Here is a 24,856-nt window from a genome sequence, read left to right as displayed (position 1 = left end):
CAGCTTGCCCTTTTTTCATGGGGGTGTGGCGGAGACTGACTGCTGCTAGAGACTATCGTCTATGGCTATCGCAGGAATGGCTGTGAGCCGGAAAGAAGGCTCCGGCAATGAAAAAGGCCCGCTTGCGCGGGCCTTTTTCTCATTCATGTTCGTAGGTTCTTGCGTCGAACCGACAAATTAGAATGCGTGGATCATGTTCACGCCGAAGGCCTTCAGGTCTTTATTGGCGTTGTCCAGGCCGCCTTTAACGTCGATCTGACCGTATTGCGCGCCGAAGGTGGTGCGCTTGGAGATCGCGTAGTCAACGCCCAGTACGTACTGGCTGTATTGCGAGTCGTTCAGTTTTACGCCGCTAACTTCAATCTTGTCGCCGTGAGCGTAAGTGAATTTCGGGGTGAATGCGCCGATGGTATAGGCAGCGGTCAAAGCGTATTCACGGGTTTTCACTTTACCGTTGGCATCGATAACGCTAGAAGCCGGGTAGTTGGCGCCGTTGATGATTTGGTTAGCCCAAGTGCTGCCTACGATATCCAAACCACCTTTTTGCTGTTGGTAGCCGAAGGCAACCAGCAGGTTGTTGGCGTTGTAGCCAACTTCCAGGCGATGCTTATCGTTGGAGGTCGGATTAACGAAGGAACCCAGAGAGACCTGACCAGCGCCAGCCTTGTCGGATACGATGGCTTTGCCGGTCGTCGTGTCAACAATTACATTGGCGGCCGATTGAGCTTTGCTCTCGTGGATGTAAGCATACTTACCGAAGAAGCCGCTGTTTTCGTAGCCCAGGCCAACGATAGTGGTTTCACGAGCTTGGGTGTTCTTGCTCTTGTCTTCCTTGGTGCCGTATTGCAGAGCGGCGCTGAAGCCAGCGATGCTCGGCAGGTCGTAGCGCACGGAGTTCTTCAGACGGCTGCCATCGCGGGTGAAAATACCCAGGCCCAGCGCGTCGCTGCCGTATTCCCAGCTGTCAACGATGCCCATGTCGCTGTCCAGGAAGTTGGACACGTTACCCAGACGCAGGGTGCCCAGATCGCTCTGCAGACCTACGAAAGAGTTACGGCTAGCGAAAGTGCCGCTGCTGGAACCAGTACGGGATTGGCCATCAATGCCAAAACCGGTTTCAACTTGCCAGATAGCCTTCAGACCGTTGCCCAGGTCTTCTTTGCCTTTGAAGCCGATACGGGAACCCAGGTCGTCGATGTTGGTTTGCTTGGTGGAACCATTGTCAACGTATTCAACGCCGCCTTTGATTTTGCCGTAGATGGTCACGTCAGCGAAAGCTGCAGCCGGCAGAGTAGCTACCAGCAGGGCGATCAGACTCTTTTTCATGGTCAAGTCATCCTTTTATATGGGTTTAGGAATGTGAGCAAATGCTATTGGCTAAGTTGTGTAAATGCAACTTTTAGGTAAATGTGGTGTTGCAAATCAACAACCAATTGTTGCTTTGTATGTGTGGTTTTACATGGAAATGTCTTGCTAAGCCAATGAAGTAAATGGGTAAATCATGAAAATAGCTCATTGCGTGCAAGTGTTGTAAAAACGCACTTTCCGGCGGAAAGCCTTATGCTAAAGGGGTATCGGCGGTGAGGGGAAGAATAGAATGATTCGGGGAGGTGAAAAAAAATAAGCCCGCGAGGAGCGGGCTCAAAAATCAACGTGACTTGAAGAGAATTCACGATGCCGCAAGACGCACATCGGAACGAATTCACAATCGAATCATAATAGAAAGCGATGTCTATGTAAATAGCTTGAAAAGAGATGGCGCACTTGAATATATGCTATTGGACGTGAGTGCTAACTTGTTGTTTGTAAAATATGTTTTGTTTTATTTTGTCTGTTTTGAAGTTGTACGAGGTTTGCAGTCTGTTCTTGCGTCCGCATAGATTGTTTGGTTTGGCGGTGTTAGGTTTCGCTTCTTTTGTTGGTCTTGGTTCCCGGTTAAGGTAGGTGGGTGGCATGGGCGAACGGTATGCCACTTACCCTGATAGAAGGAAGGACCGACAAGATGAAGCTGGAAACCCTGGCAGTACATGCCGGCTATGCGCCGGATCCGACAACCAAGGCGGTGGCGGTGCCCTTGTACCAAACCACCAGCTACGCATTCGACAGCACTCAGCACGGTGCGGATCTGTTTGATCTCAAGGTGCAGGGCAATATCTATACCCGCATCATGAACCCGACCACCGATGTGCTGGAAAAGCGGGTGGCGGCGCTGGAGGGTGGGATTGGCGCGCTGGCGGTGGCTTCCGGCATGGCGGCGATCACGTACGCGATACAAACTGTTGCCGAGGCCGGCGACAACATCATCGCGACCAGCACCCTGTATGGCGGCACTTACAATTTATTCGCCCACACGCTGCCGCAGCTGGGCATCGAGGTGCGCTTTGTCAGTCACCGTCATCCGGAGCAAATAGGAGAAAAGGCGGATGCGCGCACCAAGGCGGTGTTTTGCGAATCCATTGGTAACCCGCTGGGCAATGTGGTCGACTTCGCCGCTTTCGCCGAGCAAGCGCATCGCCATGGTCTGCCCTTGATCGTCGACAACACGGTGCCGTCGCCTTATCTATGCCGACCGTTCGAGCACGGCGCCGATATCGTGGTGCACAGCCTGACCAAATATCTGGGTGGACACGGCAACAGCATAGGCGGCGCTATTGTCGATAGCGGCCGTTTCCCCTGGGCCGAGCATGCCGAGCGCTTCGCGCGCTTGAACACGCCGGACGTCAGCTATCACGGCGTCAACTATGTGGAAGCGCTGGGGGCGGCGGCCTATATCGCGCGGGCGCGAGTGGTGCCCTTGCGCAATATGGGAGCGGCGCTGGCGCCGTTCAACGCCTTTCTGATTTTGCAAGGCATAGAGACACTGGCGTTGCGCATGGACCGAATCTGCGCCAACGCGCAGCAAGTGGCCGAGCATCTGCGAGCTCATCCTGTGGTGGAGTGGGTTGAATACGCCGGGCTGGAAGATCACCCGGACCACCACCTTGCCCAGCGTTACTTCGGCGGCCGGGCTTCCGGTGTTCTGTCCTTCGGCATCCGAGGCGGCGCGGCGGCAGGCGGGCGCTTCATCGACGCTTTGCAACTGGTGACCCGGCTGGTGAATATCGGCGATGCCAAATCGCTGGCCTGCCACCCGGCCACCACCACTCATCGCCAGTTGTCGGCTGATGAGCAATTGCGCGCCGGGGTGCGGCCGGAAATGGTGCGTTTGTCGATAGGCATCGAACATGTCTACGACATTCTGGCCGACATCAACCAGGCACTGACTGCTGCGGCGCGGTAACGCTTGTTTGCGGATGTGTGAGGCAAGATGGAGGGCCGAAGAGGGGGGGGCAAGCCGCGGTTGATCGCGAAGACACTATATATGGATGGATTCAGCCGCGGTGCAGCACTTGCGGATTCATGCCGTTGGGCAGGTGATGATGCCATTTGCCGTCGAGAAAGCTTTGAATCACATGCTGGACCTTGCCGTGCAGCGTCCAGCCGGCGTCTCGGGCGATGGCGGCCGCGGATAGCGGTTTGCCATCGGCTTGCGGTACCGGAGCAAGGTATTCCAATGGATGGTTCGCCAGCATGGGGTGTTCGATCTCCTCGCGCGACAGCAAGGTCAGTTGATGGTGCAGCGGGTCGCGCGCGATGCGTTGATAGAGCGCATCGATGTTTTCTTCAGGGCCTTCCAGTATTTGCAGAAAGTCGTCGTTCAGCATCAGCAGCACGCTGGCGATGCCCTGGCTTTGGTTGTAGTCGCGAAAATGGCGGATGCGCTTATGCATGGTTTCGGCTGAAACCGGGTGGTGGGCTGCGCTGCTATAGATCAGGCGGATCATGTGCGCTCCTGCCGCGTGGGGATTGCTCTGGTTTCAGTATAGAGGTTTAGAACGTGTTTACGATCTCGCGAGCTAAGGCGAGGCAAGGCGAAAACGGCTGAGAAAGCGGAATGTACGCGTGGCACATGAGCATTTTGAGCTTGTTTTTAACGCCGTATCGCCGACGCGCAGCAGACTTTGAACAGGTTTTTAGAGCCGAGCCAGCTTGAGCCAGCCCAATACGCAGGCAAACGCCACGGCGGCGTGGAGCCAGGCTCGGCGGCGGAACCATCGCGCGCTTTGCTCCGGCGACAAGGTGGTGATGATGAGCGGCCCGCTTTGCTCATCGCCGCTCAGCAGCAAGGAGGCCGGCTGTCGCGCCAGTTCCTGCTGCAGGGCGATGACTTCGCGTTGCGCCGCCGCGCGCGCCAGCGACCATTCCTGTTCGCTGAGTTGGCCGTCTCCGTCCAGGTCGAAGCGGCGCAACAGGTCTTCCTTGTCGTTTTTCCATTCCGCCAGTTTGGCGCCGATGTCCAGGCGCAAGTCCAGAGCGGTGGCGCGAGAATCCAGGCGTCGCAACTGGCCGCGGACATAGATGGCCTCGTCTTCGTCTATCCATTCCTCTATCAGCAGCATGCCATCTTCGTGCCAGCGGCGCCGGTGGCGGGCGACCACTTGCGCGGCGCCGGGGAGGATGGTGGCTTCCGCGTCGCCGTCCACTAGCAGGAAGCTGTCGTCGCTGCTGATTTCCGGCGGGTTAGCACTGGTCGCCATTCGGTTGGAGCGTTGCAAGGCCCAGGCCAGCCAGTCATCCCAGTCCAGCTTGCGGCGCTCGTCTATGCGCCAGCAGCGATACCAGGCGCAGCGCCGGCCGCTTAAGGGGCTGTAGTTGGGCGCGCCGGGATGGCAGCGGGCCCGGCCGCATAATTCGACCTGACCCAACGCCGCGCTGCCCAGCCTGGAGGTGGGCGTGTCCGCCACCTGGCGATAATGACGGTAGTTCATGCGCCAGCTTATCAGCCCGACGATGGCCGCGATCAGCAGGCCGTGGCGGGCTTCTCCGCCAAGGAGTGATATGGCTGCGGCCAGCAGGTACAGGGTCAGCCCCAGGACCTGCAGCACAGAGGGGAGCGCCGGCATGTCAGTCGCGCGCGAACAGCGCTTTCATGTCCACGTCGCGGGTTTCCGAGGCGGCAAAACGCAGCGACCGGGCCGGCGGGAAGTGAAATAATCGGGCCAGCAGCACATCGGGGAACTGTTCGATGCGGGCGTTGTGGAGTTTGACCGCCTCATTGTAAAGTTCGCGGCGATCCGCCAGCGCTTCTTCCAGTTGGCTGATGCGCGCGCTTAATTGCGAGAATTGCTGATCCGCCTGCAGTGCCGGATAGGCTTCGACCACCGCGTACAGCTGGCTGATCAGACCGTGCAGGCGGCCTTCCGCTGCGCCGAGGGCTTCCGGATCCCGGGCCCGGGCGGAGTCGGCCACCGCGCCGCGGGCGGCCATGACCTGTGTCAGGGTTTCCTGTTCGAACTGGGCGTATTGCCGGCACACCTCCACCAGCTTAGGCAACTCGTCGTGTCGCTGTTTGAGGATGACATCGATATTGGCCCAGCTTTGCGTCAACTGGTGCTTCAAATTGATCAGCGCGTTGTATAGCGTGATCAGGTAGAGAAAGAGGGCGGCGATGACGCCGAGAAAAACGGCGAGCTTCATGGTGGGATCTCTCCGGAGGCAGGCGTCGCCGATGCGCGGCGTCCATGCACCGCATTATCGTGCAACGATGTTTTTTTGTCTGCGCCCGGGTCGGGGCTCGCCCAGGCGGTTGAGATATTCAGGGGGAAGCGTGATTCGGATCAATATCATAGGCGCGGGGCGCCTGGGCAAGACCTTGGCGGCGTTGGCGCGGCGTTCCGGCCGCTACAGCGTGCAGGACGTGATGACGCACAATATGGACTCCGCCGCCGCCGCCTGCGCCTTCATCGGCATGGGCCGGCCGGTGACGGAGTGGGCGGATTTGGCCGCCGCCGATCTTTATCTGCTGGCGGTGCCGGATGCGGCGATCGCCGATTGCGCCCAGCGGCTGGCCGCGTCCGGCGTGCCGTCCGGCGCGGTGGTGTTTCACGCCAGCGGCGTTAGCGGGTCCGAATTATTGCGGCCGACGGCGGCGCGCGGCGCGCATATCGGCAGCCTGCATCCGGCTTTTTCCTTCGCCGATCCCGCTGTCGCGCTTGAAGGGTTTTCCGGCGTGCTGTGCGCGCTGGAGGGCGATGCCGAGGCGTGCGCCGCTTTGCGGGCGCTGGCGCAGGCCATAGGCGGCCTGCCGTTTCGGTTGGCCGACGGCGGCAAACCGGCCTATCACGCGGCCTTGTCGGTGGCGTCCAATTATCTAGTGACGCTGATGGCCATCGCGCGGCGTTTAGCCTGCCAGGGCGGCGTGCCGGAAGAATTGTTGACGCCTTTGCTGGGAGGGTTGATGCGGCAGACCTTGGGCAATGCGTTGGCGCTAGGGCCGCAAGCGGCCTTGACCGGGCCGATCGCGCGGGGCGACGCGTCGACGGTGGCCCTGCATTTGCAGGCGATGGACGACGGCGAGTTGCGCGCCGTCTATCAAGCCTTGGGCAGGCAGACGGTCGCGCTGGCCGGCGAAGGGTTGCCAGAACCGGCGCGCCGGCAAGTGCTAAGCGCGCTGGCGTTCGAGGAGGGCTCCGAGCCTGTTCAAGGTCTCGCGAGCTAGGGCGAGACAGGCGAAAACGGCTGAGAAAGCGGAATGTGCGTGTGGTACATGAGCATTTCGAAGCCGGTGCTCATCGCACAATTTCCCTTCCGACGCGCAGCGGACTTTGAGTGCGCTCTCAGGTTGGCAGCGCCACCTTGAACACCTGGCGCAGATAGGCGAGGAAGGTTTCGTCGCTGCACATGGTCTTGCCCGGGCTGTCGGACAGCTTGGCCACCGGCTGGCCGTTGCAGCTGACCAATTTGAGGACGATTTGCAGCGGCTCAAGCCCCATGTCGTTGGTGAAATGAGTGCCGATGCCGAAGCTGACTTGTATGTTGGGGCTGAAGTGGCGGTGCAGGTCCAGCGCGCTGTCCACGCTCAGGCCGTCGCTGAAGGTCAGCATTTTGGTGGCCGGGTCGATGCGTAGCTTGCGGTAATGCGCGATCGCCTTTTCGCCCCATTGATAGGGGTCGCCGCTGTCATGGCGCAGGCCGTCGAACAGCTTGGCGAAATAAAGGTCAAAGTCCGCCAGGAAAGCGTCCATGCCCACCACGTCGGTCAGCGCGATGCCGAGGTCGCCGCGATATTCCTGCACCCAGGATTCCAATGCCGCCTTCTGGAAATCGCGCAGCCGCACCCCCAGCGCCTGGAAGGCTTGGAAAAACTCATGCGCCATGGTGCCTATCGGGGTGATGCCCAGTTTCCAGGCCAGATAAACATTGCTGGTGCCGCGGAAAATGTCCGGTAGCGCGTTGTTCAGGCGCTCCACCACGTGCTGCTGCCATTCCCGGCTGAAGCGGCGGCGGGTGCCGAAATCGGCGATCAGCAAGGGGAAGCGTTGCTGTTCGGCCTCGCTGTCGCGGAAGCGTTCCAGCACGGCAATCTTGGCTTCCAGCCGGCGGAGGCCCTCGGCGCGGACCTCGGCTGAATCGAGGCGGCGGAAATACAGCTCGTTGACGATGGCGAGCACGAAGATTTCAAAGAACATCGCTTGCACCAGCGGGCCCTTGATGCGAATCACCAGTTCCTCGTCTTGGCAGGACACGGTGATGAAGCGCCGCTGTAGGTGGAACAGCTCCAGGTAATCGACGAAATCGCTCTTGATGAAGCGTAGCGTGCGCAGATGGGCCAGCTCTTCCTGGGTGAAGTGCAACTGGCACAGCCAGTCCAGTTGCGCTTCCAACTCCTTCTTCAGCTGGGTCAGCGGCATGTCTGGACGGTTGCGGCACTTGAACTCGTACTCGCCGTGCGAGGCGGGGAATTGGTGCAGCACCACTTGCAGCATGGTGAACTTGTAAAGATCGGTGTCCAGCAGGGAGTGGATCAGCGGCGGAATTTTGGCCATGGGCGGGCTCAGGCGGCGTGAATGATGAAAATGGCCGGACGTTTGTGCAGATCCGGCGCGTCTTTGGGCCAGTCCTTGACCCGGCGACTGACGATGGTCTGGCTCGGCAAAGTCAGGTCGCAAGCCACTGCCAGCCGGGTGGCGGGGGACAGCGTGTCCCGCAACTGTTGCAGCAAGGCGTTGTTGCGGTACGGCGTTTCGATGAAGACTTGAGTTTCGTTGCGCTGGCGCGAACGCAGCTCCAGCTCCTTGACGATTTTGGCCTTGTCCGCGGCGTCCACCGGCAGATAGCCGTGGAAGGCGAAGCACTGTCCGTTGGCGCCGCTGGCCATCAGCGCCAGCAGGATGGAGGAGGGGCCGATCAAGGGCTCCACTCGCAAGCCGCGTTCGTGCGCCAGCGCCACCAGTTGCGCGCCGGGGTCGGCCACCGCCGGGCAGCCGGCTTCGGAAATCAGGCCGAGGTCGTGGCCGTCCAGCAGCGGTTGGAGCAAGGCGGCCACGTCGGCGGCCGGGGTGTGCTCGTTCAGCGTGCTCATGGCGAGTTCGCGGATGGGCGCGCTGACGCCCAGCGCCTTCAGATGCTTGCGCGCGGTTTTTTCGGCCTCCACCACGAAGTGGGTCAGGTGCAGCACCTTGGCGCGTTCGGCTTCGGGCAACCAGGCGATGGATTCGTCGCCCAAGGGGGCGGGGATTAGAAACAGGGTGCCGCTCATCGCAAAATCTCCACGCCTTCGTTGGCCAGCATCGTAATCAATTTGAACAAGGGCACGCCGATCAACGCGTTGGGGTCGTCGGATTCCACGCGTTCCAGCAGCGCGCCACCCAGGCCTTCGCTCTTGGCGCTGCCGGCGCAGTGCAGCGCGTCCGGTTCGCGTTCCAGGTAGTTGCGGATTTGCGCTTCGCTCAGTTCGCGCAAGGTAACGCGGGTAATGCCCACCGTTTCCTGCAGGCGGCCTTCGGCGCTGTTGTACAAGGCCAGCGCCGAATGGAAGACGACGGTACGGCCGCTCATCCATTGCAACATCTTGACGCCGTTTTCAAACGATCCTGGCTTGCCTATCTGCTGTCCGTCAAGCAAAGCCACTTGGTCGGAACCTATAATCAGCGCTTGCGGATGCTTCTCCGCCAGCGATTGCGCCTTGGCGCGCGCCAGCCTCAGCGCGGTTTCCAGCGCGGTTTCTCCCGGCAGCGGGGTTTCGTCGCACACCGGCGGTTCAGCGTGGAAGGGCAGGCCCAGACGGGCGATGATTTCTTGGCGATAGCGGGAAGTGGAGGCCAGTACGATCTGCATGGTGTGGACGTCGCTTGTTGCGGAGCCGGGGCGGCCAGGCGGCGCGCGCGGAGGGCTCCTTGTTTCTTTTGACAAATCAGGGGAATGGATTGTACCATGCGAGGTTTATGTCTAAACCGATTTTGATCGATCCGCTCAAGTTCGCCCGGGAAGGGCGTTCGCAAGCCGGCAAACTGCCGGTTGGCGAGCTGGATGAGCGTGTGCACAGCGACCTGTCCGACGCCTCCGGGGAAGTAAAATACGCCCTGGACGGTTTTCGCGACCGGTTGAACCGTTTGTCGCTGCGTCTTCATTTGTCGGCGGAACTCAAAGTGACTTGCCAGCGCTGCATGGAAAGCATGCCGTACAGCCTGGACACCGATTCGGTGGTCACCTTGTTTACCGATCCGGACAAGCTGGAAGAAGCTTGCGAGCAGGACGAAGAGCTGGACGCGATCATCGCCGAACCGGAACTGAACCTGACTGCGCTGATCGAAGACGAAATCATTATGGGCTTGCCGTTGTCGCCGAAACACGACGATTGCGGCAGGGAAACTCTCTCGCTCGCCAAGGCTGACAAGCCCAATCCGTTTGCGGTGCTGGCGGCGCTTAAGAGACCCAAGTCCGAGTAAAACCCGGATTCGAACCGAATCTACTTGAATTTCTTAGGAGTCGACCATGGCTGTTCAACAGAACAAAAAGTCCCCGTCCAAGCGCGGCATGCATCGTGCACACGATTTTCTGACCGCCCCGGCATTGGCCGTAGAAGCCAGCACCGGTGAAGCACACCTGCGCCACCACATCAGCCCGAACGGTTTTTACCGCGGCCGCAAAGTTGTGAAGACCAAGGGCGAGTAATCTCCCCGTTTTCCTACTTTCCTCACTGATTAGGCAGCACTATTACCGCACTCGTTGATGACTATCACCGTCGCGGTTGATGCAATGGGCGGTGACGTTGGCCTCAAGGTTACCGTCCCTGCATCGATCCAATTCCTGCAGAACCATCCCGACACCCGTTTGATTCTTGTTGGCGACCAGCCTGCCCTAGAGGCGGAACTGGATGCGCACCAAGGCGTCGCGCGTGAACGCATCCGCATCCAGCACGCTACCCAAGTGGTGGGCATGGATGAGGCGCCTCAGCTCGCCTTGAAAAACAAGAAAGACTCGTCGATGCGGGTGGCCATCAATCTGGTCAAAGAAGGCGAGGCTCAGGCCGCCGTGTCCGCCGGCAATACCGGCGCCCTAATGGCGACCGCGCGTTTCGTGCTCAAGACCATTCCCGGCATCGACCGGCCCGCCATCGCCAAGATGCTGCCCACCGTCAAGGGCTTGTCTTGCGTGCTGGACTTGGGCGCCAACGTCGATTGCACTCCAGAACAACTGTTGCAGTTCGGCATCATGGGGTCCGAACTGGTGGTGTGCCTTAGCGGCATCGCCACTCCTAGCGTGGGCCTGCTGAACATCGGCTCGGAAGACATCAAGGGCAACGACAATATCAAGAAGACCGCTGAACTGCTGCGCCAGTCCGAACTCAATTTCCACGGCAACGTGGAGGGCGACGACATCTGTAAAGGCACGGTGGATGTGGTAGTCTGCGACGGTTTCACCGGCAATGTGGCTTTGAAGACAGCTGAGGGGCTGGCTCACATGTTCGCCGTGTTCCTGAGAGAAGAGTTTGGCCGCAGTTGGTGGACGCGCTTGTGCGCGCTGGCCGCGCTGCCGGTGCTCAAGCTCTTCAAGAAACGCATTGATCCTCGCCGCTACAACGGCGCCAGCTTGCTGGGGCTGCGCGGCATCGTGGTGAAAAGCCACGGCGGGACCGATGTCACAGGATTCCGTTACGCGCTGGAGCAGGCTTGCGAGGAAGCCGGCTCCGACGTGATTGGTCACATCGCCGACCGGATTGCTCACCAATTAAATAATCTCAAGCAGTCCGAGGCGGAAGCGAACTGACAACCATGGGCTATTCCCGCATTCTAGGCACCGGCAGCTTTCTGCCCGAGCAGGTGCTCACCAATGCGCAGTTGGCCGAACGCGTGGATACCAGCGACGAGTGGATAGTCTCGCGCACTGGCATCCACGCGCGCCATATTGCGGCAGAGGAACACAAAACCAGCGATCTCGCGCTCAAGGCGGCGGAAGCCGCGATCCAGAGCGCGGGCATCGACAAGCACGAGATCGATCTGATCATCGTCGCCACCACCACTCCCGACATGGTCTTCCCCAGCACCGCCTGTTTGCTGCAGGAAAAACTGGGCATTCCCGGCTGCGCGGCGTTTGACGTGCAGGCGGTATGCGCCGGCTTCATGTTCGCCTTGGTAACCGCCAACAACTACATCAAGAGCGGCATGGCCCGTCGCGCCTTGGTGGTGGGCGCGGAAATCATGTCGCGGGTGCTGGATTGGGACGACCGCCGCACCTGTGTGCTGTTCGGCGACGGCGCCGGCGCGGTGATTCTCGGCGATTCCGACGAGCCGGGCATCCTGCATGCCAAGCTGGCGGCGGATGGACGCTACAAGGACATTCTCAACACCCCGGCCCAGATTTCAGGCGGCAAGATCCAGGGCATGCCCTATCTGCACATGGATGGCCCGGCTGTGTTCAAATTCGCGGTCAAGGCCTTGTCCGACATCGCCGTCAAGACGCTGGCGGAAGCCGGCGTCGACAAGAGCGAAGTGGACTGGCTGGTGCCGCATCAGGCCAATTTGCGCATCATCGAATCCACCGCCAAGCATTTGGGCTTGCCGATGGACCGCGTGATCGTCACATTGCCGCAACAGGGCAATACTTCCGCCGCATCGATTCCGCTGGCCTTGGACAGCGCGGTGCGCGACGGGCGCATTCGTCGAGGCCAGACCGTATTGCTTGAAGGCATAGGCGGCGGTTTCGCCTGGGGCGCTGTATTGTTGAAGATCTGATCCAAACATTGGCGCGCAAGCCGCCGACGGCTGACCGTGAGGTCACTAGTCTGAGCGATATTTGATCGTTAGGCTTGGCAGACGTCGCCGGTTTGCGTCATTCTTGCGTCGAATTCTCAGGAGTCGACTATGGCGTTTGCATTTCTGTTCCCGGGCCAAGGCTCGCAAAGCTTGAAAATGATGGATGGCTTTGCCGATTTGCCCGTGGTGAAACACACTTTTGACGAAGCATCGGACGCCTTGAGCGTCGACCTGTGGGCGATGCTGCAGGCGGACTCGGCCGACGAGATCAACGCCACCGTCAACACCCAGCCCATCATGCTGGCCGCCGGCTACGCCACTTACCTGGCCTGGCAGGAATTGAACGGCCGGCAGCCGACGCTGGTGGCCGGTCACAGCCTGGGCGAGTACACCGCCTTGGTGGCGGCGGCGGCGCTACCCTTCGCCGAAGCGGTGAAACTGGTGCGCCTGCGCGCCGAGGCGATGCAATCCGCGGTGCCCGTGGGCGTCGGCGCGATGGCCGCCATCCTGAACTTGTCCGACGAGGACATCCGCGCCGCTTGCGCGGAAGCGGCTCAGGGCGAAGTGGTGGAAGCGGTCAATTTCAATTCGCCGGGCCAGGTGGTGATCGCCGGGCATAAAGGCGCGGTGGAACGGGCCATGGAGCAGTGCAAGGCCCGCGGCGCCAAGCGCGCGCTGCCCTTGCCGGTGTCCGTGCCCTCGCATTGCGCGCTGATGCGGCCCGCGGCGGAGCAGCTGGCCGCGGCGCTGGAGCAGGCGGACATCAGCGCTCCGGCCATTCCGGTGCTGCACAACGCAGACGTCGCCAGCTACACCGAGCCGGCGCAGATTCGCGACGCGCTGACGCGCCAGTTGTACATGCCGGTGCGTTGGACCGAGACCATCCAGAAGCTGGCCGCCGATGGCGTGACGCAGATGGCGGAATGCGGGCCGGGCAGGGTATTGGCCGGCTTGGCGAAGCGCATCGACGGTAACGTCAAATGTCTGGCGCTGACTGATGTGGCGGCGCTGGAAGCCGCTCGCGGCGAACTGAACTGAATGTAATGCGGCCTCGCCAAGACGGGGCCGGGAATAACGATAAGGAGACTGCAATGAGCCTGCAAGGCAAAGTGGCATTGGTCACCGGCGCATCGCGCGGCATCGGCGCGGCGATCGCCGCGGCGCTGGCCGCCGAAGGCGCCGTGGTGATCGGCACCGCAACCAGCGAGGCCGGCGCAGCGAGCATCCATGAGCGTCTGTCCGCACAGGGCGGCGCCGGCAGGGTGCTGAATGTGACCGAGGCCGGCGCGATCGACGCGCTGGTCGAATCCATCGAGAAAGAATTCGGCGCAATCGCGATCCTGGTCAATAATGCCGGCATCACTCGCGACGGCTTGCTGATGCGGATGAAGGACGAAGACTGGGACGACATCATGGACACCAATTTGAAATCGGTGTTCAAGGCGTCCAAGGCTGTGCTGCGGGGCATGATGAAGGCGCGCTTCGGCCGCATCATCAATATCGCCTCGGTAGTGGGCGTGTCCGGCAATCCGGGCCAGACCAACTATTCGGCGGCCAAGGCCGGCATCATCGGCTTCACCAAGTCGATGGCGCGCGAAGTGGGCAGCCGCAACATCACCGTCAATTGCGTGGCGCCCGGCTTCATTGATACCGACATGACCCGCGCGCTGCCGGAAGCGCAACGCGCGGCGCTGGTCGAGCAGATTGCCCTGGGCCGCCTGGGCGACGCCAAGGATATCGCCGACGCCACCGCATTTTTGGCGTCGGATCGCGCTGGCTATATCACCGGCCAGACGCTGCATGTCAACGGCGGCATGTTGATGCCGTGAACGAGCTTGCGGCCCGCCTGGAGATTTAGGTAGGCTGCTCTAATTTTTTTTTGTAGAATACCGGGGTTTTGTTATCCCGAATCAGAAAGGTCAAGGGTTTAAACAAATGGAAAACATCGAAGCGCGCGTTAAGAAGATCGTTGCCGAACAACTGGGCGTGAACGAAGCCGAAGTGAAAATCGAATCTTCGTTCGTGGACGATCTGGGCGCCGACTCCCTCGACACCGTTGAGCTGGTAATGGCTCTGGAAGAAGAGTTCGAGTGCGAAATTCCGGATGAAGAGGCCGAGAAGATCACCACCGTTCAGCAAGCCGTCGACTACGTCACTGCTCACTTGAACAAGTAATTCCTTCCCTTTCGAGGGGTATTAGGACCTCTGCCCGGAGCCTTCTGGTCTCTTCGCAGAGGTCTTTTGCCAAGAGGATGCCAAACGCGCGTTTGATCCCTGCCAAACCGTAGGGCATCGTAATGCGTGGACGGTCTCGTCGGGAGACTGCCCTCCCATCTCTCACGGAGATTCTTCGTGTCAAAACGCAGAGTTGTAGTAACCGGCCTGGGCCATGTGTCCCCGGTCGGCAACGACGTCGCCACCGGTTGGGCCAATTTGCTGGCCGGCCACAGCGGCATCGCCAAGATTACCCGTTTCGACGCCAGCGACATGGCTTGCCAGATCGCGGGCGAAGTGAAGGGCTTTGAGATCAGCGACTATATCTCGCCGAAGGAAGCCCGCCGCAACGACCTGTTCATCCATTACGGCATCGCCGCGGCCTTGCAGGCGGTGGCGGACGCTGGGCTGGATGATATTCCGGGCCTGGACAAGACCCGGGTCGGGGTCAACATCGGCTCTGGCATCGGCGGCTTGCCGCTGATCGAGGAAACCGGCGTGGCCTTGCAGGAAGGCGGCCCGCGCAAGATCGGCCCGTTCTTCATTCCGGGCTCGCTGATCAATTTGATCGCCGGCCAGGTATCCATCCTGAAAGGTTATCAGGGGCCGACCTACGGCATCGTGTCCGCCTGCACCACAGGCGCGCATTGCATCGGCGACGCGGCGCGGATGATCCAGTACGGCGACGCAGACGTCATGGTGGCCGGCGGCGCCGAAGGCGCGGTTTCCCGCCTGGGCATCGGCGGTTTCGCCGCGATGAAGGCCCTGTCCACGCGCAACGACGACCCGGCCACGGCTTCCCGTCCCTGGGACAAGGGCCGGGACGGCTTCGTCATGGGCGAGGGCGCCGGCGTGCTGGTGCTGGAAGACTATGAGCACGCGGTCAAACGCGGCGCCAAGATCTACGCCGAGTTGATCGGCTTCGGCATGAGTTCGGACGCCCACCACATCACGGCGCCCAGCGCCGAGGGTCCCGCGCGCGGCATAAGCAACGCGCTGCGCGACGCCGGCATCAACGCCGACCAAGTGCAGTACGTGAACGCTCACGGCACGTCCACGCCTTTGGGCGACGCCAATGAAACCACGGCGCTCAAACTGGCCTTTGGCGACCACGCCAAAAAGCTGGTGGTCAACTCCACCAAGTCGATGACCGGCCACTTGCTGGGCGGCGCTGGCGGCGTGGAGGCGATCTACACCATTTTGGCGGTGCACAACCAGGTTTCGCCGCCCACCATCAACCTGCATGATCAGGATGTGGAGGCCGGCTGCGATCTGGACTACGTGGCCAATACCGCTCGCGAGATGAAGATCGACATCGGCATCTCCAACTCCTTCGGTTTCGGCGGCACCAACGGCACGCTGGTGTTCAAGCGCGTCTGATCGTAGTCTTGTCGATTGACAGCCCGAACCGCTGCGCTACACTCGCAGCGGTTTTTCTTTGTTTTCACGCCGTCCGGGTCAAAGCGGGCGGCAAGCTGCGCCGGGCTGCCGGCCCGGGACTTTCTCGATGTTCACTCAGAAACTGGATTTTGCGCCGGACTTGCTGGCGATGCATGCGGCGGATCCGCAAACCTTTCCCTACTTGATGATGTCCTCCGGGGACACTGGCTGGGATCTTTTGTTGCTGGAAGACGGGCGCGAGCTGTTTTACGCGGGCGAAGGCGGCGATTTCCTGCGCCGCTTGGCGGAGTTCAAGCCGCAAGCGGTCGATAACCGCCACCAACTGCCTTTTGTCGGCGGGCATTTTCTTTACCTGGGCTACGATCTGCTGTCCGAGTTCGAGCCCAGCGTGCCCGAAGCGTTGCCGGACAGCTTTCCGCTGGCGGCGTTGGCGCGCACCCCGGCCGCGGTGCTGGTGGATCGCCGCGAGGGCTGCGGCTGGATCGTGGCGGAAAGCGCCGAACTGTGGCAGCGGGCGTTGAGCCTGGCCCAAGCTGCGCCGGTGTTCGCGCCGCGTCCGGTGGCCCTGCGGGGTTTGGAGGAAGATCCGCCGCAGTGGTACACCGACGCGGTCGTCCGTCTCAAGCGCTACATCTACGAAGGCGATGTGTTCCAGGTGAATATTTCGCGCGGCTGGCGCGCCGAGCTGGAAGCCGGCGTGGCCGCCGTCGATCTGTTCTCCGCTCTGCGCCGCGCCAACCCGGCGCCGTTTTCGGCCTTGGCGGACTTTGGCGACGCACAGATCGTCAGCTCTTCGCCGGAGAGACTGGTGCGGGTGAGCGAGGGATGGGCGGAAACGCGGCCGATCGCCGGCACCCATCCGCGCTCGAAGGACCCGGTGGAAGACGCCGCCTTGAAGCAACGGTTGATTTCCAGCGTCAAGGAGAGGGCGGAGCATGTGATGCTGATCGATCTGGAGCGCAATGATCTGGGGCGTATTTGCCTGCCCGGCAGCGTTGAGGTCAACGAATTGATGGCCGTGGCAAGCTACGCTTATGTCCATCACATCGAATCCAATGTTCGAGGCCGCCTGCGTTCCGGCGTGGGTCCGGCTGACACGCTGCGTGCGTTGTTTCCCGGCGGCACCATCACCGGCTGCCCCAAGGTGCGCACCATGCAAATTATTCGCGAACTGGAAAACAGCGCTAGGCGCGCCTATACCGGCAGCCTTGGCTACCTCAACCGCGACGGCAGCATGGACTTGAACATCCTGATCCGCACTTTCATGCAAGAGGGCGCCTCGCTGCGTTTTCGCGCCGGCGGCGGCATCGTCGCCGATTCCGATCCCGAGCGCGAACTGCAGGAAACCCGCCACAAGGCGCGCGGCCTGCTGCGGGCGCTGGGCGTGGAGCAGGCCTGATGGCGATGCTGATCAACGGCCGCGCCGACGAGAGGGTCGCTGCTGCGGATCGCGGCCTGGCCTACGGCGACGGCGTGTTTCGGACGCTGGAGCTGATAGAGGGCAAGCCCAGGTTGTGGGCGTGGCAATACGCGCGTTTGTGCGACGACGCGCGCAGGCTGCGCCTGCCCCCGCCTGAGGAGAGCTTGCTGCTGGCGGACTTGGCCGCGGCGGGAGACGGCCTGCCGCGCGCTGCGGCCAAGATTATGCTGACCCGCGGCGCAGGCGCGCGTGGTTATGCGATGCCGGAGGCCCCGTCCTGCACTCGCATCGTCAGCGCCGCGGCCTGGAACGGCTATCCGCCGGAGCGATCTGAACAGGGCGTGACGGCGCGCTGGTGCGAAACCCGCTTGGCCTTGCAGCCGGCTTTGGCCGGCATCAAGCACCTAAACCGGCTGGAGAACGTGCTGGCGTGCTCTGAGTGGCAAGACCCCGCCGTCGCCGAGGGCCTGATGCTGGACATGGAGGGTTGGGTGGCCGAGGGCACGATGAGCAATGTCTACGTGCTGGAAGGCGAAGCGATCGTCACGCCGAGGCTGGACCGTTGCGGTGTGAACGGAGCGGTGCGGGATTGGTTGACCGCGTATTGTTTGGATATCGGACGCTCTTTTACTGAAACGCGACTTTCCACGTCGCGCTTGATTGACGCCGATGCGGTGTTTCTCTCCAATAGCCTGATGGGTATCTGGCAGATTACCCGCTTGGGCGAGCGCAACTGGACACCTCATCCGCTGCTGCGCGCCCTGCAACACAGCCTGTCGCTTCAAGCCTGAAGGTTGAAGCCTGGCGCCGGGAGGGCAGTTCCCGGCGTTGTCGGCAGGCCTGCCCAGACCGCGTCTGCTTTCTTGTCCAAGCCGCCCTTGCCGGGCGGATTCCATTCTTCCGACTGGCGCGCCGTGTCCGGACCGGGCATGGCGGCAAGCGCATGCGCGGATCGCGAACAACATTAAGACCAAGCTCAGAGAGGTTGCCGTGAAATTGATCCTTAAACTACTGGCCGGCATGGCGGTTGGCCTGGCGCTGGGGCTATGGGCCCCGGATGGGCCGCTGACCTTGCTGATGACTTTCAAAGCCCTGTTCGGGCAGTTCATCGGCTTCATGATTCCGCTGATTATCGTGTTTTACATCATGAGCGGCATCGCCGCGTTGGAGTCCAACTCCGGCAAGATGCTGGGCTGGACCGTGGGGTTGGCCTATTGCTCGACTATTCTGTCCGGTTTGGCGGCCTTCGCCGTCTCCTCCGGCGTGCTGCCGTCGCTGATCGCTCAGGGCGTGCACGCTACCGATAAGCCGGCGGCGATCAAGGCCTTGTTCACGCTGGAGATCAAGCCGCTGTTCGACGTGATGACCGCCTTGATGCTGGCCTTCGTGTTTGGCCTGGGCATCGCCGTCACCCGCGCGCAGCGCCTCAAGGAAGTGGTGGATCAAGGCAAGGACATCGTCGAACTGGTGTTGGCCAAAGTGCTGATTCCGTTGTTGCCTGCCTATATCGCCTGCGTTTTCGCGGAGATGGCGGCCGACGGTTCCGTGTTCTCCACGTTGAAGACCTTTGGCGTGGTACTGGTGCTGGCCATCGCCATGCATTGGATCTGGCTGACCCTGCTGTACACGGTGACGGGCCTCGCCAGCGGCCGCAACCCCTGGTCTTTGATCCGCAATATGCTGCCGGCCTACCTGACCGCGTTGGGCACCATGTCGTCGGCGGCGACGATTCCGGTGGCGTTGCGCTCGGCCAAGCAGATGAAAGTCTCCGGCCCGGTGGCGGATTTCGTGATGCCGCTGTGCGCCACGATCCATCTGTGCGGTTCCACCATCACGCTGGTGACTTGCGCCACCGCGGTGATGTTGATGACGGCCGGCCTGGATGTGCCTAGCTGGGATGTGATGTTCCCCTTCATTCTGCTCTTGGGCGTGACCATGGTGGCGGCGCCGGGCGCGCCGGGCGGCGCGGTGATGTCGGCGCTGGGCATCCTGGCCAGCATGTTGCATTTCCCCGAGGCCAGCCTGGCCCTGATGATTGCGCTCTATTTGGCGCAGGATAGTTTCGGCACAGCCTGCAACGTCACCGGCGACGGCGTGATCGCGTTGTGGCTGGACCGCATCATGGGAAGGCCGGCGGGGGAGACGGATGAGGCGGAAGCCAAGCCGGCTTCGCAGCAAGCCTGAATTCGACTCATAGATTTATACGAACTATACAACGAGCATTTAATTATTTTTAGAGATAAAGAGAGCCATGTATATTGAGCCGGTCTTTCTGGCGCAGTAGAGCGCTGGCGGCTTTCGGCGGCGCTGTCGCCTGAAAGCCGGCCTTTTTCTGTTTGCCGGTTCAATGGAACCGCATGCAGGTTTCTCTCGTATCCTGTTTGGGCCGAACGATGTTCGGCCTTTTTCTTGTTTGTTTTCTTGGCGCATGCCGGGAGGCGCGATGTCGGCGATGGCGGAGTGTGAGGTGGCGGTTTGGGACCTGGGCGCGCCGCGCGCGCAGGCGGCGTTGCCGCGCTTGAATCAGATGCTGGCGCGGCATGGCTTCGAGGAGGAGCCCTTGTCCTGGCGTGATGAGCGCGTGCGCGGACAGCACGAGGACTGGCGTTTTCGCAGCGTCTTCCAGCCGGTGTTTCGTTTGCAGGACGGCGAGCCGAAGTTGTGGTCGGTGGAGGCGCTGGCGCGGGTGTCGGACCGCTTTGGGGGCCAATTGATTCCCACGGTGCTGTTCGCCGCGGAAACCACGCCGCGCCGCACCGTGTATGTGGACCGGCAGCTGCGCTGTCTACATCTGCTCAATTTCTTGTTGCAAGCGCCGCCGCCGGGCCTGGTGCTGTCGCTAAACGTCAATGCCCAGCACTTGGTGAACGTCAGCGAGGCGCATGGGCAGTTTTTCGCCGAGGTCTTGCAACTGCTGGGCGTGCAGCCTAGCCATGTGTGCCTGGAGATTGTCGAGGACGCGGTCAGCGATCCGGTGCGGCTGCATGGCGCGGTGCAACGCTACCGCGATCTGGGCTTCCTGATTTCCCTGGACGACTTTGGCCAGGGCGCGTCCAATCTGGAACGGGTGTGGCTGCTGGAGCCTGATTACGTCAAGTTGGACAAGGTGCTGATGCGGCGGGCCTTGATGCGGCCGGCGTTGCGAGACAAATTGGCCGAGTTGGTGGCCATCCTGAAGCTGCACGGGGCCAAGGTGGTGGGCGAGGGCATAGAAAGCGAGATGCAACTGGACATCGCCCGCGCCGCCGGTTGCGACTTTGTCCAGGGATTTCACTTGGCGCGGCCGGTAGATACCCTGAGCTGGCCGATTTCTTAGAACCAGTTCAAAGTCTGCTGCGCTGCGGCGATACCGCCTTGAAAACGGCTGACACGGTGCATGTGCATTTCGAAGGGATACTCACCGTGTCACGCCCCACAACGCGCAGCGGATCGTGAACAGCTTCTTAATCCAGCGGCTGAAACCACTCCTCATGGCGGCTTAAGGCCGCAAGTCCGCATTCGGCGCTGACCTCCTGCCAGACGCGGCGGAAAGCGTCCGCGTCGGCTATCTCCTCATAAACTTCCATCCAGGTGCCGGCGTCGTCGCGTCGACGCAGCAGGCGGCCGGCGACGCCAGCGCGTGCCAGGACGCCGGCTTGCAGTGCCCGCAGCCGCGCAAGCAGGGGCGCGTTGTCCGTGTCGACCTTGAAATAGCAATAAAAACTGTAGCTCATCGGATGTCCTATGCAGGGGGCGCGCTTGATGCGTCGCAACGGAGTGGTTGTCAGCCAACACTAGGCAGGTATGATAGCCGTTCTAGGTTCCAAGGCGATGGATAGAGGAGAAGCGGTGCAGCAAGGGATGGATACCCTGGTGGTGGTGGGCGTGGGCCTGATTGGCGGTTCGTTCGCCCTGTCGCTGAAGCGCGCCGGGATGGCGCGGCATGTGATCGGCGTCGGCCGCACCCGGGAAAACCTGGAGCGGGCGCTGGAACTGGGCGTGGTGGACGAAATCAGCCAGGATTTGGCCGAGGTGGCCGGGCGCGCCGATCTGGTGTTGCTGGCCTCGCCGGTGGGGCAGATGGGCGCGCTGATGGCGGCGATGACGCCGCGGCTGCGGCCGGAGACGGTCGTTACCGACGCCGGCAGCACCAAGGGCGACGTGGTGGAGTTGTACCGCCGGCATTTGCCGGACCAGTTGGCGCATTGCGTGCCGGCGCATCCCATCGCCGGCTCCGATCTATCCGGGGCCGCCGCCGCGCAGTACGGCTTGTACGAAAACCGCAAAGTCGTGCTGACGCCGTTGCCGGAGACCCTGCCTTCCGTCGCCGAGCGAGTGGCGGCGCTATGGCGCGCCTGCGGCGCGGAAATCCACTGCATGACGGCGCAGGAGCACGACGCGGTCTTCGCCACCGTCAGCCACCTGCCGCACTTGCTGGCCTTCGCCTATGTGGACATGGTGGCGGGCAAGGCCGACGCCGAGCGCTGCTTTGATTTCGCCGCCACCGGTTTTCGCGATTTCACCCGCATTGCCGGCAGCCATCCGGAAATGTGGACCGACATCAGCCTGGCCAACCGGGACGCCTTGCTTGAGGAACTCGACCGCTATCGCGCCGGTTTGGACCAATTGCGTCAAATGCTGGCGGCGGGAGACGGAGAGCGCTTGGCGGAGCGTTTCGGCGCGGCGCGCGGCGCGCGCACGCGCTGGCATCAGCAATTCATGCGCAAGGGGTGAAGATGAGCGTCAAAGTGGTGTTGATTACCGGCGCTTCGCGCGGCATAGGCGCGGCGACCGCGCGTCTGGCGGCAGTGGAGGGCTGGCGCGTTGCAGTCAATTACCGCCTTGACCAAACCGGAGCGGAGGCGGTTGTGGCCGAGCTGCGGCAAGCGGGCGCGGACGCCGAAGCGTTTTGCGCTGATGTCTCGCTCGAGGCGGACATCGTGGGCTTGTTCGACGCGGTGGCGGCGCATTTTGGCCGCCTGGACGCGCTGGTCAACAATGCCGGCGTCACCGCGCCGATTGGCCGGCTGGAGGATTACTCGGCGCAACGGGTGGAGCAAGTCTTGCGCAGCAATGTTTTGGGCCCCGTTCTCTGTTGTCGTGAGGCGGTGCGCCGGATGTCCACCCGCCATGGCGGCGTTGGCGGCGCCATCGTCAACGTCTCTTCCGCCGCGTCGCGGCTGGGCTCGGCCGGAGAGTATGTCGATTACGCCGCTAGCAAGGGGGCCATCGATACCCTGACCCTGGGCCTGGCGCGGGAGGTGGCCGCCGAAGGCATCCGCGTCAACGCAGTGCGGCCGGGGCTGATCCATACCGGCATTCATGCCTCCAGCGGCGAGCCCGGCCGGGTGGAGCGCCTGGCCGGCAGCGTGCCGATGGGGCGCGGCGGCGCGGCCGAGGAGGTGGCGGCCGCCATTGTCTGGCTGTTGTCCGACGCCAGCTCTTTCTGTACAGGCAGCTTGCTGGACGTCAGCGGCGGTCGTTGAGCCAGCGCTCTCGCATCAAGTTGAGAAACTGGGCCACCAGCGGCGAATCTTCGTCCTGACGGGTGGCCAAGCCCATCGCCAGATAAGCGCCCTCGTCCAACAGCGGCACATAGCGCACGCCGGGGAGCCGCACGCATTCCAGCGGAGAGGGCAGGATGGCGATGCCGAGTCCGGCGGCCACCAGGCCGATTTGGGTGATCGCCTCGCCCGCCTCCTGTCGCGGCCGCCAGTCCATGCCTTGGCGGCGCGCCAGTTCGCGCAGCACCGTATTCAAGCCGGTGCCGGCCTCCTGGGGATAGCCGATCAGGCTCTCTCCGCGCAATTGCTCGAGCCGCAGCGCCGGCAGGCCCGCCAGCGGATGATCGGCGCTGATCACCACCCGCAAAGCGTCCCGCTGCAATTCCACCATCGCGATGTCCGCCATGGGCTCCAGACCGTTGAAGCGCACGAAGCCGATGTCCAGTCGCCGTTGTTGCAAGGCTTGGTATTGGTCTGTGGTGAACATCTCGCGCAGTTTGAGCCGCACTTCCGGAAAGCGCTGGCGATAATCGTGCAAGCCGGTGTGAAGGATGGGGGACAGCGGCAAAGAGGAGGTGAAGCCTATGCTCAACTCTCCGATTTCGCCGCGCGCGGCACGCCGGGCTTCCATCGCGGCCAGTTCCGCGTCGGCCAGAATGCGTTGGGCGCGGCCCAGGAATTGGCGGCCGGCCTCGGTCAGCTCCACCTTGCGCTGGTGGCGGCGCAGCAGCCGCACGCCCAGTTCGGATTCCAGGGCCTGGATCTGCTGGCTGAGCGGAGGCTGGCCAATGTGCAGGCGCTGGGCCGCGCGGGTGAAGTGGAGCTCCTCGGCAACCGCAACGAAGTAGCGTAGATGGCGCAGTTCCATGATTGATATTTCAAAAGTATCAAATGATGTTTAAATATATATTGGACTGCGCTTTCGGCCAAGACTAAGCTCAAAGCCATATTTCGCATTGAAAGCTTTTTCATGTCCGCCGATTCGTCGTCTCCTTGCCTTCGCGCCCTTGCGCCGCCACCGTCCGAACCCAGCTTTCCCCCGGCCAAATTGCATGCAGGCACCCCAGAATTTCGCGCCACCGCGCGAGCCATGTTTGTCGGCGGCTATTGCACCTTCGCCATGCTTTACGGCGCGCAGCCGCTGATGCCGATGTTCGCTCAGGAGTTCGCCCTGTCGCCGGCCGCCTCCAGCGGCGTGGTGTCGCTCGCCACCGGCAGTCTGGCCCTGAGCCTGATTCCCGCCGGCCTGCTGGCGGATCGCCTTGGCCGGCGCCCCTTGATGAACGCGGCGCTGGCGCTGGGCGCGCTGCTGATGTTGCTGTCTGCGCTGGCGGACAGCTTCCAGCATCTGCTGTGGCTGCGCGCGGCGTTCGGGGTGGCTCTGGCCGGCTTGCCTGCGGTGGCGATGACCTATTTGAGCGAAGAGGTGGACGCCAAGTCACTGGGCCACTCTATGGGCCTGTATATCGCCGGCAATGCGCTGGGCGGGATGAGCGGCCGTTTCATCGCTTCCTTGCTGGCCGATCATCTAGGCTGGCGCTGGGCGTTGCTGACGCTGGCCTTGCTTGGCGTGGCGGGGGCTTGCTTGTTCTGGCGCAATCTGCCCCCGTCGCGTCATTTCCAGCCGCGCAGGCATGATTTCGGCCGCATGTGGCGGGAAGCCAAGGGCTTGTTCCGCGATCCAGGACTGCCCTGGTTGTTCGTCAGCGCCTTTTTGTTGTCCGGTTGTTTCGTCAGCTTGTACAACTATTTGGGTTTTCGTCTGCTGGCCGCGCCGTTCAATATGAGCCAGAGCTTGTTGGGGCTGGTGTTTTCGCTGTATATCGTCGGCGTCTGGTCATCGGCCTGGGTAGGCAAGTTGTCGGACCGCCTGGGCCGGCGCAATGTGCTGTGGCTGATGGTCCTGTCCATGTTGCTGGGGCTGGGCTTGACCCTGAGCGACCGCGTGACGCTGCTGGTGGCCGGCATCGCCTTGTTCACCTTCGGTTTTTTCGCCGGTCATTCGGTGGCCAGCAGCTGGGTGGGGCTGCGGGCGCGGCAGGGGCGGGCGCTGGCCTCGGCCATTTATCTGAGCGCCTACTATCTGGGCTCCAGCTTGGTGGGGTCTTTGTCCGGCCTGATGTGGGGGAGGGGCGGTTGGCAAGGCGTTGCCGCGGTGCTGGCGGCCAGCCTGGCGGCGATGCTGGCGATCAGCCTGGGCTTGAGGCGGCTGCAGCCCTTGCCGCAACCTTGAGCCTGAAAGAAAAAAGCCCTGCGGCTTGGCG

The 24,856-nt window shown here is 62.0% G+C and carries 26 protein-coding genes; 17 read left to right on the top strand and 9 right to left on the bottom strand.

Features of this window, described 5'->3' with window-relative positions; translation table 11 throughout:
* Positions 1-177: 177 nt before the first annotated feature.
* A complete protein-coding gene (locus BR71_RS08920; protein ID WP_052370446.1) occupies positions 178-1,326 on the bottom strand; it encodes a porin in 1,149 nt (382 codons plus the stop codon).
* A 676-nt stretch (positions 1,327-2,002) separates the two neighbouring features.
* Between BR71_RS08920 and BR71_RS08915 the strand changes: the two genes are divergently transcribed.
* Positions 2,003-3,280, top strand: a complete 1,278-nt coding sequence (locus BR71_RS08915) for an O-acetylhomoserine aminocarboxypropyltransferase/cysteine synthase family protein (RefSeq protein ID WP_043635874.1) — start codon at positions 2,003-2,005, stop codon at positions 3,278-3,280.
* Positions 3,281-3,371: 91 nt separating this feature from the next.
* Here BR71_RS08915 and BR71_RS08910 read toward each other — a convergent pair whose 3' ends face one another.
* The 3 genes from BR71_RS08910 to BR71_RS08900 all read right to left on the bottom strand — a co-directional run bounded on the left by BR71_RS08910 (position 3,372) and on the right by BR71_RS08900 (position 5,517).
* Complete coding sequence (locus BR71_RS08910) at positions 3,372-3,824, bottom strand: BLUF domain-containing protein (RefSeq protein WP_043635871.1); 453 nt, start codon at positions 3,822-3,824, stop codon at positions 3,372-3,374.
* A gap of 189 nt (positions 3,825-4,013) precedes the next feature.
* Complete coding sequence (locus BR71_RS08905) at positions 4,014-4,943, bottom strand: hypothetical protein (protein ID WP_043635868.1); 930 nt, start codon at positions 4,941-4,943, stop codon at positions 4,014-4,016.
* 1 nt (position 4,944) lies between these two features.
* Positions 4,945-5,517 carry a LemA family protein gene (locus BR71_RS08900; protein WP_043635864.1) on the bottom strand — a complete coding sequence of 191 codons (573 nt, stop codon included), beginning with the start codon at positions 5,515-5,517 and terminating at the stop codon, positions 4,945-4,947.
* A 130-nt stretch (positions 5,518-5,647) separates the two neighbouring features.
* Here BR71_RS08900 and BR71_RS08895 point away from each other — a divergent pair, with 130 nt between their 5' ends.
* On the top strand, positions 5,648-6,538 hold the full coding sequence (locus BR71_RS08895) for a Rossmann-like and DUF2520 domain-containing protein (protein WP_052370445.1): 891 nt from the start codon (positions 5,648-5,650) through the stop codon (positions 6,536-6,538).
* A 118-nt stretch (positions 6,539-6,656) separates the two neighbouring features.
* Here BR71_RS08895 and pncB read toward each other — a convergent pair whose 3' ends face one another.
* From pncB to BR71_RS08880, 3 genes are read right to left on the bottom strand one after another with little or no spacing between them, the layout of a single operon-like run.
* A complete protein-coding gene (gene pncB / locus BR71_RS08890; protein WP_039756072.1) occupies positions 6,657-7,856 on the bottom strand; it encodes a nicotinate phosphoribosyltransferase in 1,200 nt (399 codons plus the stop codon).
* A gap of 17 nt (positions 7,857-7,873) precedes the next feature.
* Positions 7,874-8,578 carry an SAM-dependent methyltransferase gene (locus tag BR71_RS08885; RefSeq protein WP_043635862.1) on the bottom strand — a complete coding sequence of 235 codons (705 nt, stop codon included), beginning with the start codon at positions 8,576-8,578 and terminating at the stop codon, positions 7,874-7,876.
* On the bottom strand, positions 8,575-9,156 hold the full coding sequence (locus tag BR71_RS08880; RefSeq protein WP_043591835.1) for a Maf family protein: 582 nt from the start codon (positions 9,154-9,156) through the stop codon (positions 8,575-8,577). The genes BR71_RS08885 and BR71_RS08880 overlap by 4 nt, the downstream gene beginning before the upstream one ends.
* A 107-nt stretch (positions 9,157-9,263) precedes the next feature.
* Here BR71_RS08880 and BR71_RS08875 point away from each other — a divergent pair, with 107 nt between their 5' ends.
* The 12 genes from BR71_RS08875 to BR71_RS08820 all read left to right on the top strand — a co-directional run bounded on the left by BR71_RS08875 (position 9,264) and on the right by BR71_RS08820 (position 20,425).
* Complete coding sequence (locus BR71_RS08875; protein ID WP_043591833.1) at positions 9,264-9,767, top strand: YceD family protein; 504 nt, start codon at positions 9,264-9,266, stop codon at positions 9,765-9,767.
* Between the two features lie 46 nt (positions 9,768-9,813).
* Positions 9,814-9,993: a 50S ribosomal protein L32 gene (gene rpmF / locus BR71_RS08870; protein WP_011136965.1), complete on the top strand. Its 180-nt coding sequence runs from the start codon at positions 9,814-9,816 to the stop codon at positions 9,991-9,993.
* A 57-nt stretch (positions 9,994-10,050) separates the two neighbouring features.
* Positions 10,051-11,088, top strand: coding sequence for a phosphate acyltransferase PlsX (plsX, locus tag BR71_RS08865; protein ID WP_043635858.1), 1,038 nt, complete (start codon positions 10,051-10,053; stop codon positions 11,086-11,088).
* Positions 11,089-11,093: 5 nt separating this feature from the next.
* Positions 11,094-12,053: a beta-ketoacyl-ACP synthase III gene (locus BR71_RS08860; RefSeq protein ID WP_019103319.1), complete on the top strand. Its 960-nt coding sequence runs from the start codon at positions 11,094-11,096 to the stop codon at positions 12,051-12,053.
* A gap of 129 nt (positions 12,054-12,182) precedes the next feature.
* Positions 12,183-13,112 (top strand): ACP S-malonyltransferase, encoded by a 930-nt coding sequence (fabD, locus tag BR71_RS08855; RefSeq protein WP_019103320.1) that lies wholly within the window; start codon positions 12,183-12,185, stop codon positions 13,110-13,112.
* 53 nt (positions 13,113-13,165) lie between these two features.
* A complete protein-coding gene (gene fabG / locus BR71_RS08850; RefSeq protein WP_019103321.1) occupies positions 13,166-13,903 on the top strand; it encodes a 3-oxoacyl-ACP reductase FabG in 738 nt (245 codons plus the stop codon).
* A 106-nt stretch (positions 13,904-14,009) separates the two neighbouring features.
* The gene (gene acpP, locus BR71_RS08845; protein WP_019103041.1) at positions 14,010-14,249 is read left to right on the top strand and encodes an acyl carrier protein; all 240 of its coding nucleotides are present in this window, start codon (positions 14,010-14,012) and stop codon (positions 14,247-14,249) included.
* A 177-nt stretch (positions 14,250-14,426) separates the two neighbouring features.
* Positions 14,427-15,668, top strand: coding sequence for a beta-ketoacyl-ACP synthase II (gene fabF, locus BR71_RS08840; RefSeq protein WP_039756356.1), 1,242 nt, complete (start codon positions 14,427-14,429; stop codon positions 15,666-15,668).
* Between the two features lie 127 nt (positions 15,669-15,795).
* Entirely contained in the window at positions 15,796-17,088 is a 1,293-nt protein-coding gene (locus BR71_RS08835) for an aminodeoxychorismate synthase component I (RefSeq protein ID WP_043635854.1), read from the top strand.
* Entirely contained in the window at positions 17,088-17,900 is an 813-nt protein-coding gene (gene pabC, locus BR71_RS08830; RefSeq protein WP_043635852.1) for an aminodeoxychorismate lyase, read from the top strand. Before BR71_RS08835 ends, pabC begins: the two co-directional genes overlap by 1 nt.
* Positions 17,901-18,099: 199 nt before the next feature.
* Positions 18,100-19,293 (top strand): dicarboxylate/amino acid:cation symporter, encoded by a 1,194-nt coding sequence (locus BR71_RS08825; RefSeq protein ID WP_043635849.1) that lies wholly within the window; start codon positions 18,100-18,102, stop codon positions 19,291-19,293.
* Between the two features lie 283 nt (positions 19,294-19,576).
* Positions 19,577-20,425, top strand: a complete 849-nt coding sequence (locus BR71_RS08820) for an EAL domain-containing protein (RefSeq protein WP_162179206.1) — start codon at positions 19,577-19,579, stop codon at positions 20,423-20,425.
* 127 nt (positions 20,426-20,552) lie between these two features.
* Here BR71_RS08820 and BR71_RS08815 read toward each other — a convergent pair whose 3' ends face one another.
* Positions 20,553-20,822, bottom strand: a complete 270-nt coding sequence (locus tag BR71_RS08815) for a DUF4936 family protein (protein ID WP_043635846.1) — start codon at positions 20,820-20,822, stop codon at positions 20,553-20,555.
* 70 nt (positions 20,823-20,892) lie between these two features.
* Between BR71_RS08815 and BR71_RS08810 the strand changes: the two genes are divergently transcribed.
* Both BR71_RS08810 and BR71_RS08805 read left to right on the top strand, forming a co-directional pair.
* Entirely contained in the window at positions 20,893-21,822 is a 930-nt protein-coding gene (locus tag BR71_RS08810) for a prephenate dehydrogenase (protein WP_244269604.1), read from the top strand.
* Positions 21,823-21,824: 2 nt separating this feature from the next.
* Positions 21,825-22,574 (top strand): SDR family oxidoreductase, encoded by a 750-nt coding sequence (locus BR71_RS08805; protein ID WP_043635841.1) that lies wholly within the window; start codon positions 21,825-21,827, stop codon positions 22,572-22,574.
* Here the strand turns inward: BR71_RS08805 and BR71_RS08800 are convergent.
* Positions 22,558-23,460 carry a LysR family transcriptional regulator gene (locus tag BR71_RS08800; protein ID WP_043635838.1) on the bottom strand — a complete coding sequence of 301 codons (903 nt, stop codon included), beginning with the start codon at positions 23,458-23,460 and terminating at the stop codon, positions 22,558-22,560. The genes BR71_RS08805 and BR71_RS08800 overlap by 17 nt on opposite strands.
* A 222-nt stretch (positions 23,461-23,682) precedes the next feature.
* Between BR71_RS08800 and BR71_RS08795 the strand changes: the two genes are divergently transcribed.
* On the top strand, positions 23,683-24,825 hold the full coding sequence (locus tag BR71_RS08795; RefSeq protein ID WP_244269603.1) for an MFS transporter: 1,143 nt from the start codon (positions 23,683-23,685) through the stop codon (positions 24,823-24,825).
* Positions 24,826-24,856 lie beyond the last annotated feature (31 nt).

Source organism: Chromobacterium haemolyticum DSM 19808 (assembly GCF_000711885.1).
Taxonomy (GTDB): domain Bacteria; phylum Pseudomonadota; class Gammaproteobacteria; order Burkholderiales; family Chromobacteriaceae; genus Chromobacterium; species Chromobacterium haemolyticum.
Note: the sequence above shows the minus strand (reverse complement) of the source record. Positions and strands in the feature narration are given on the sequence as shown.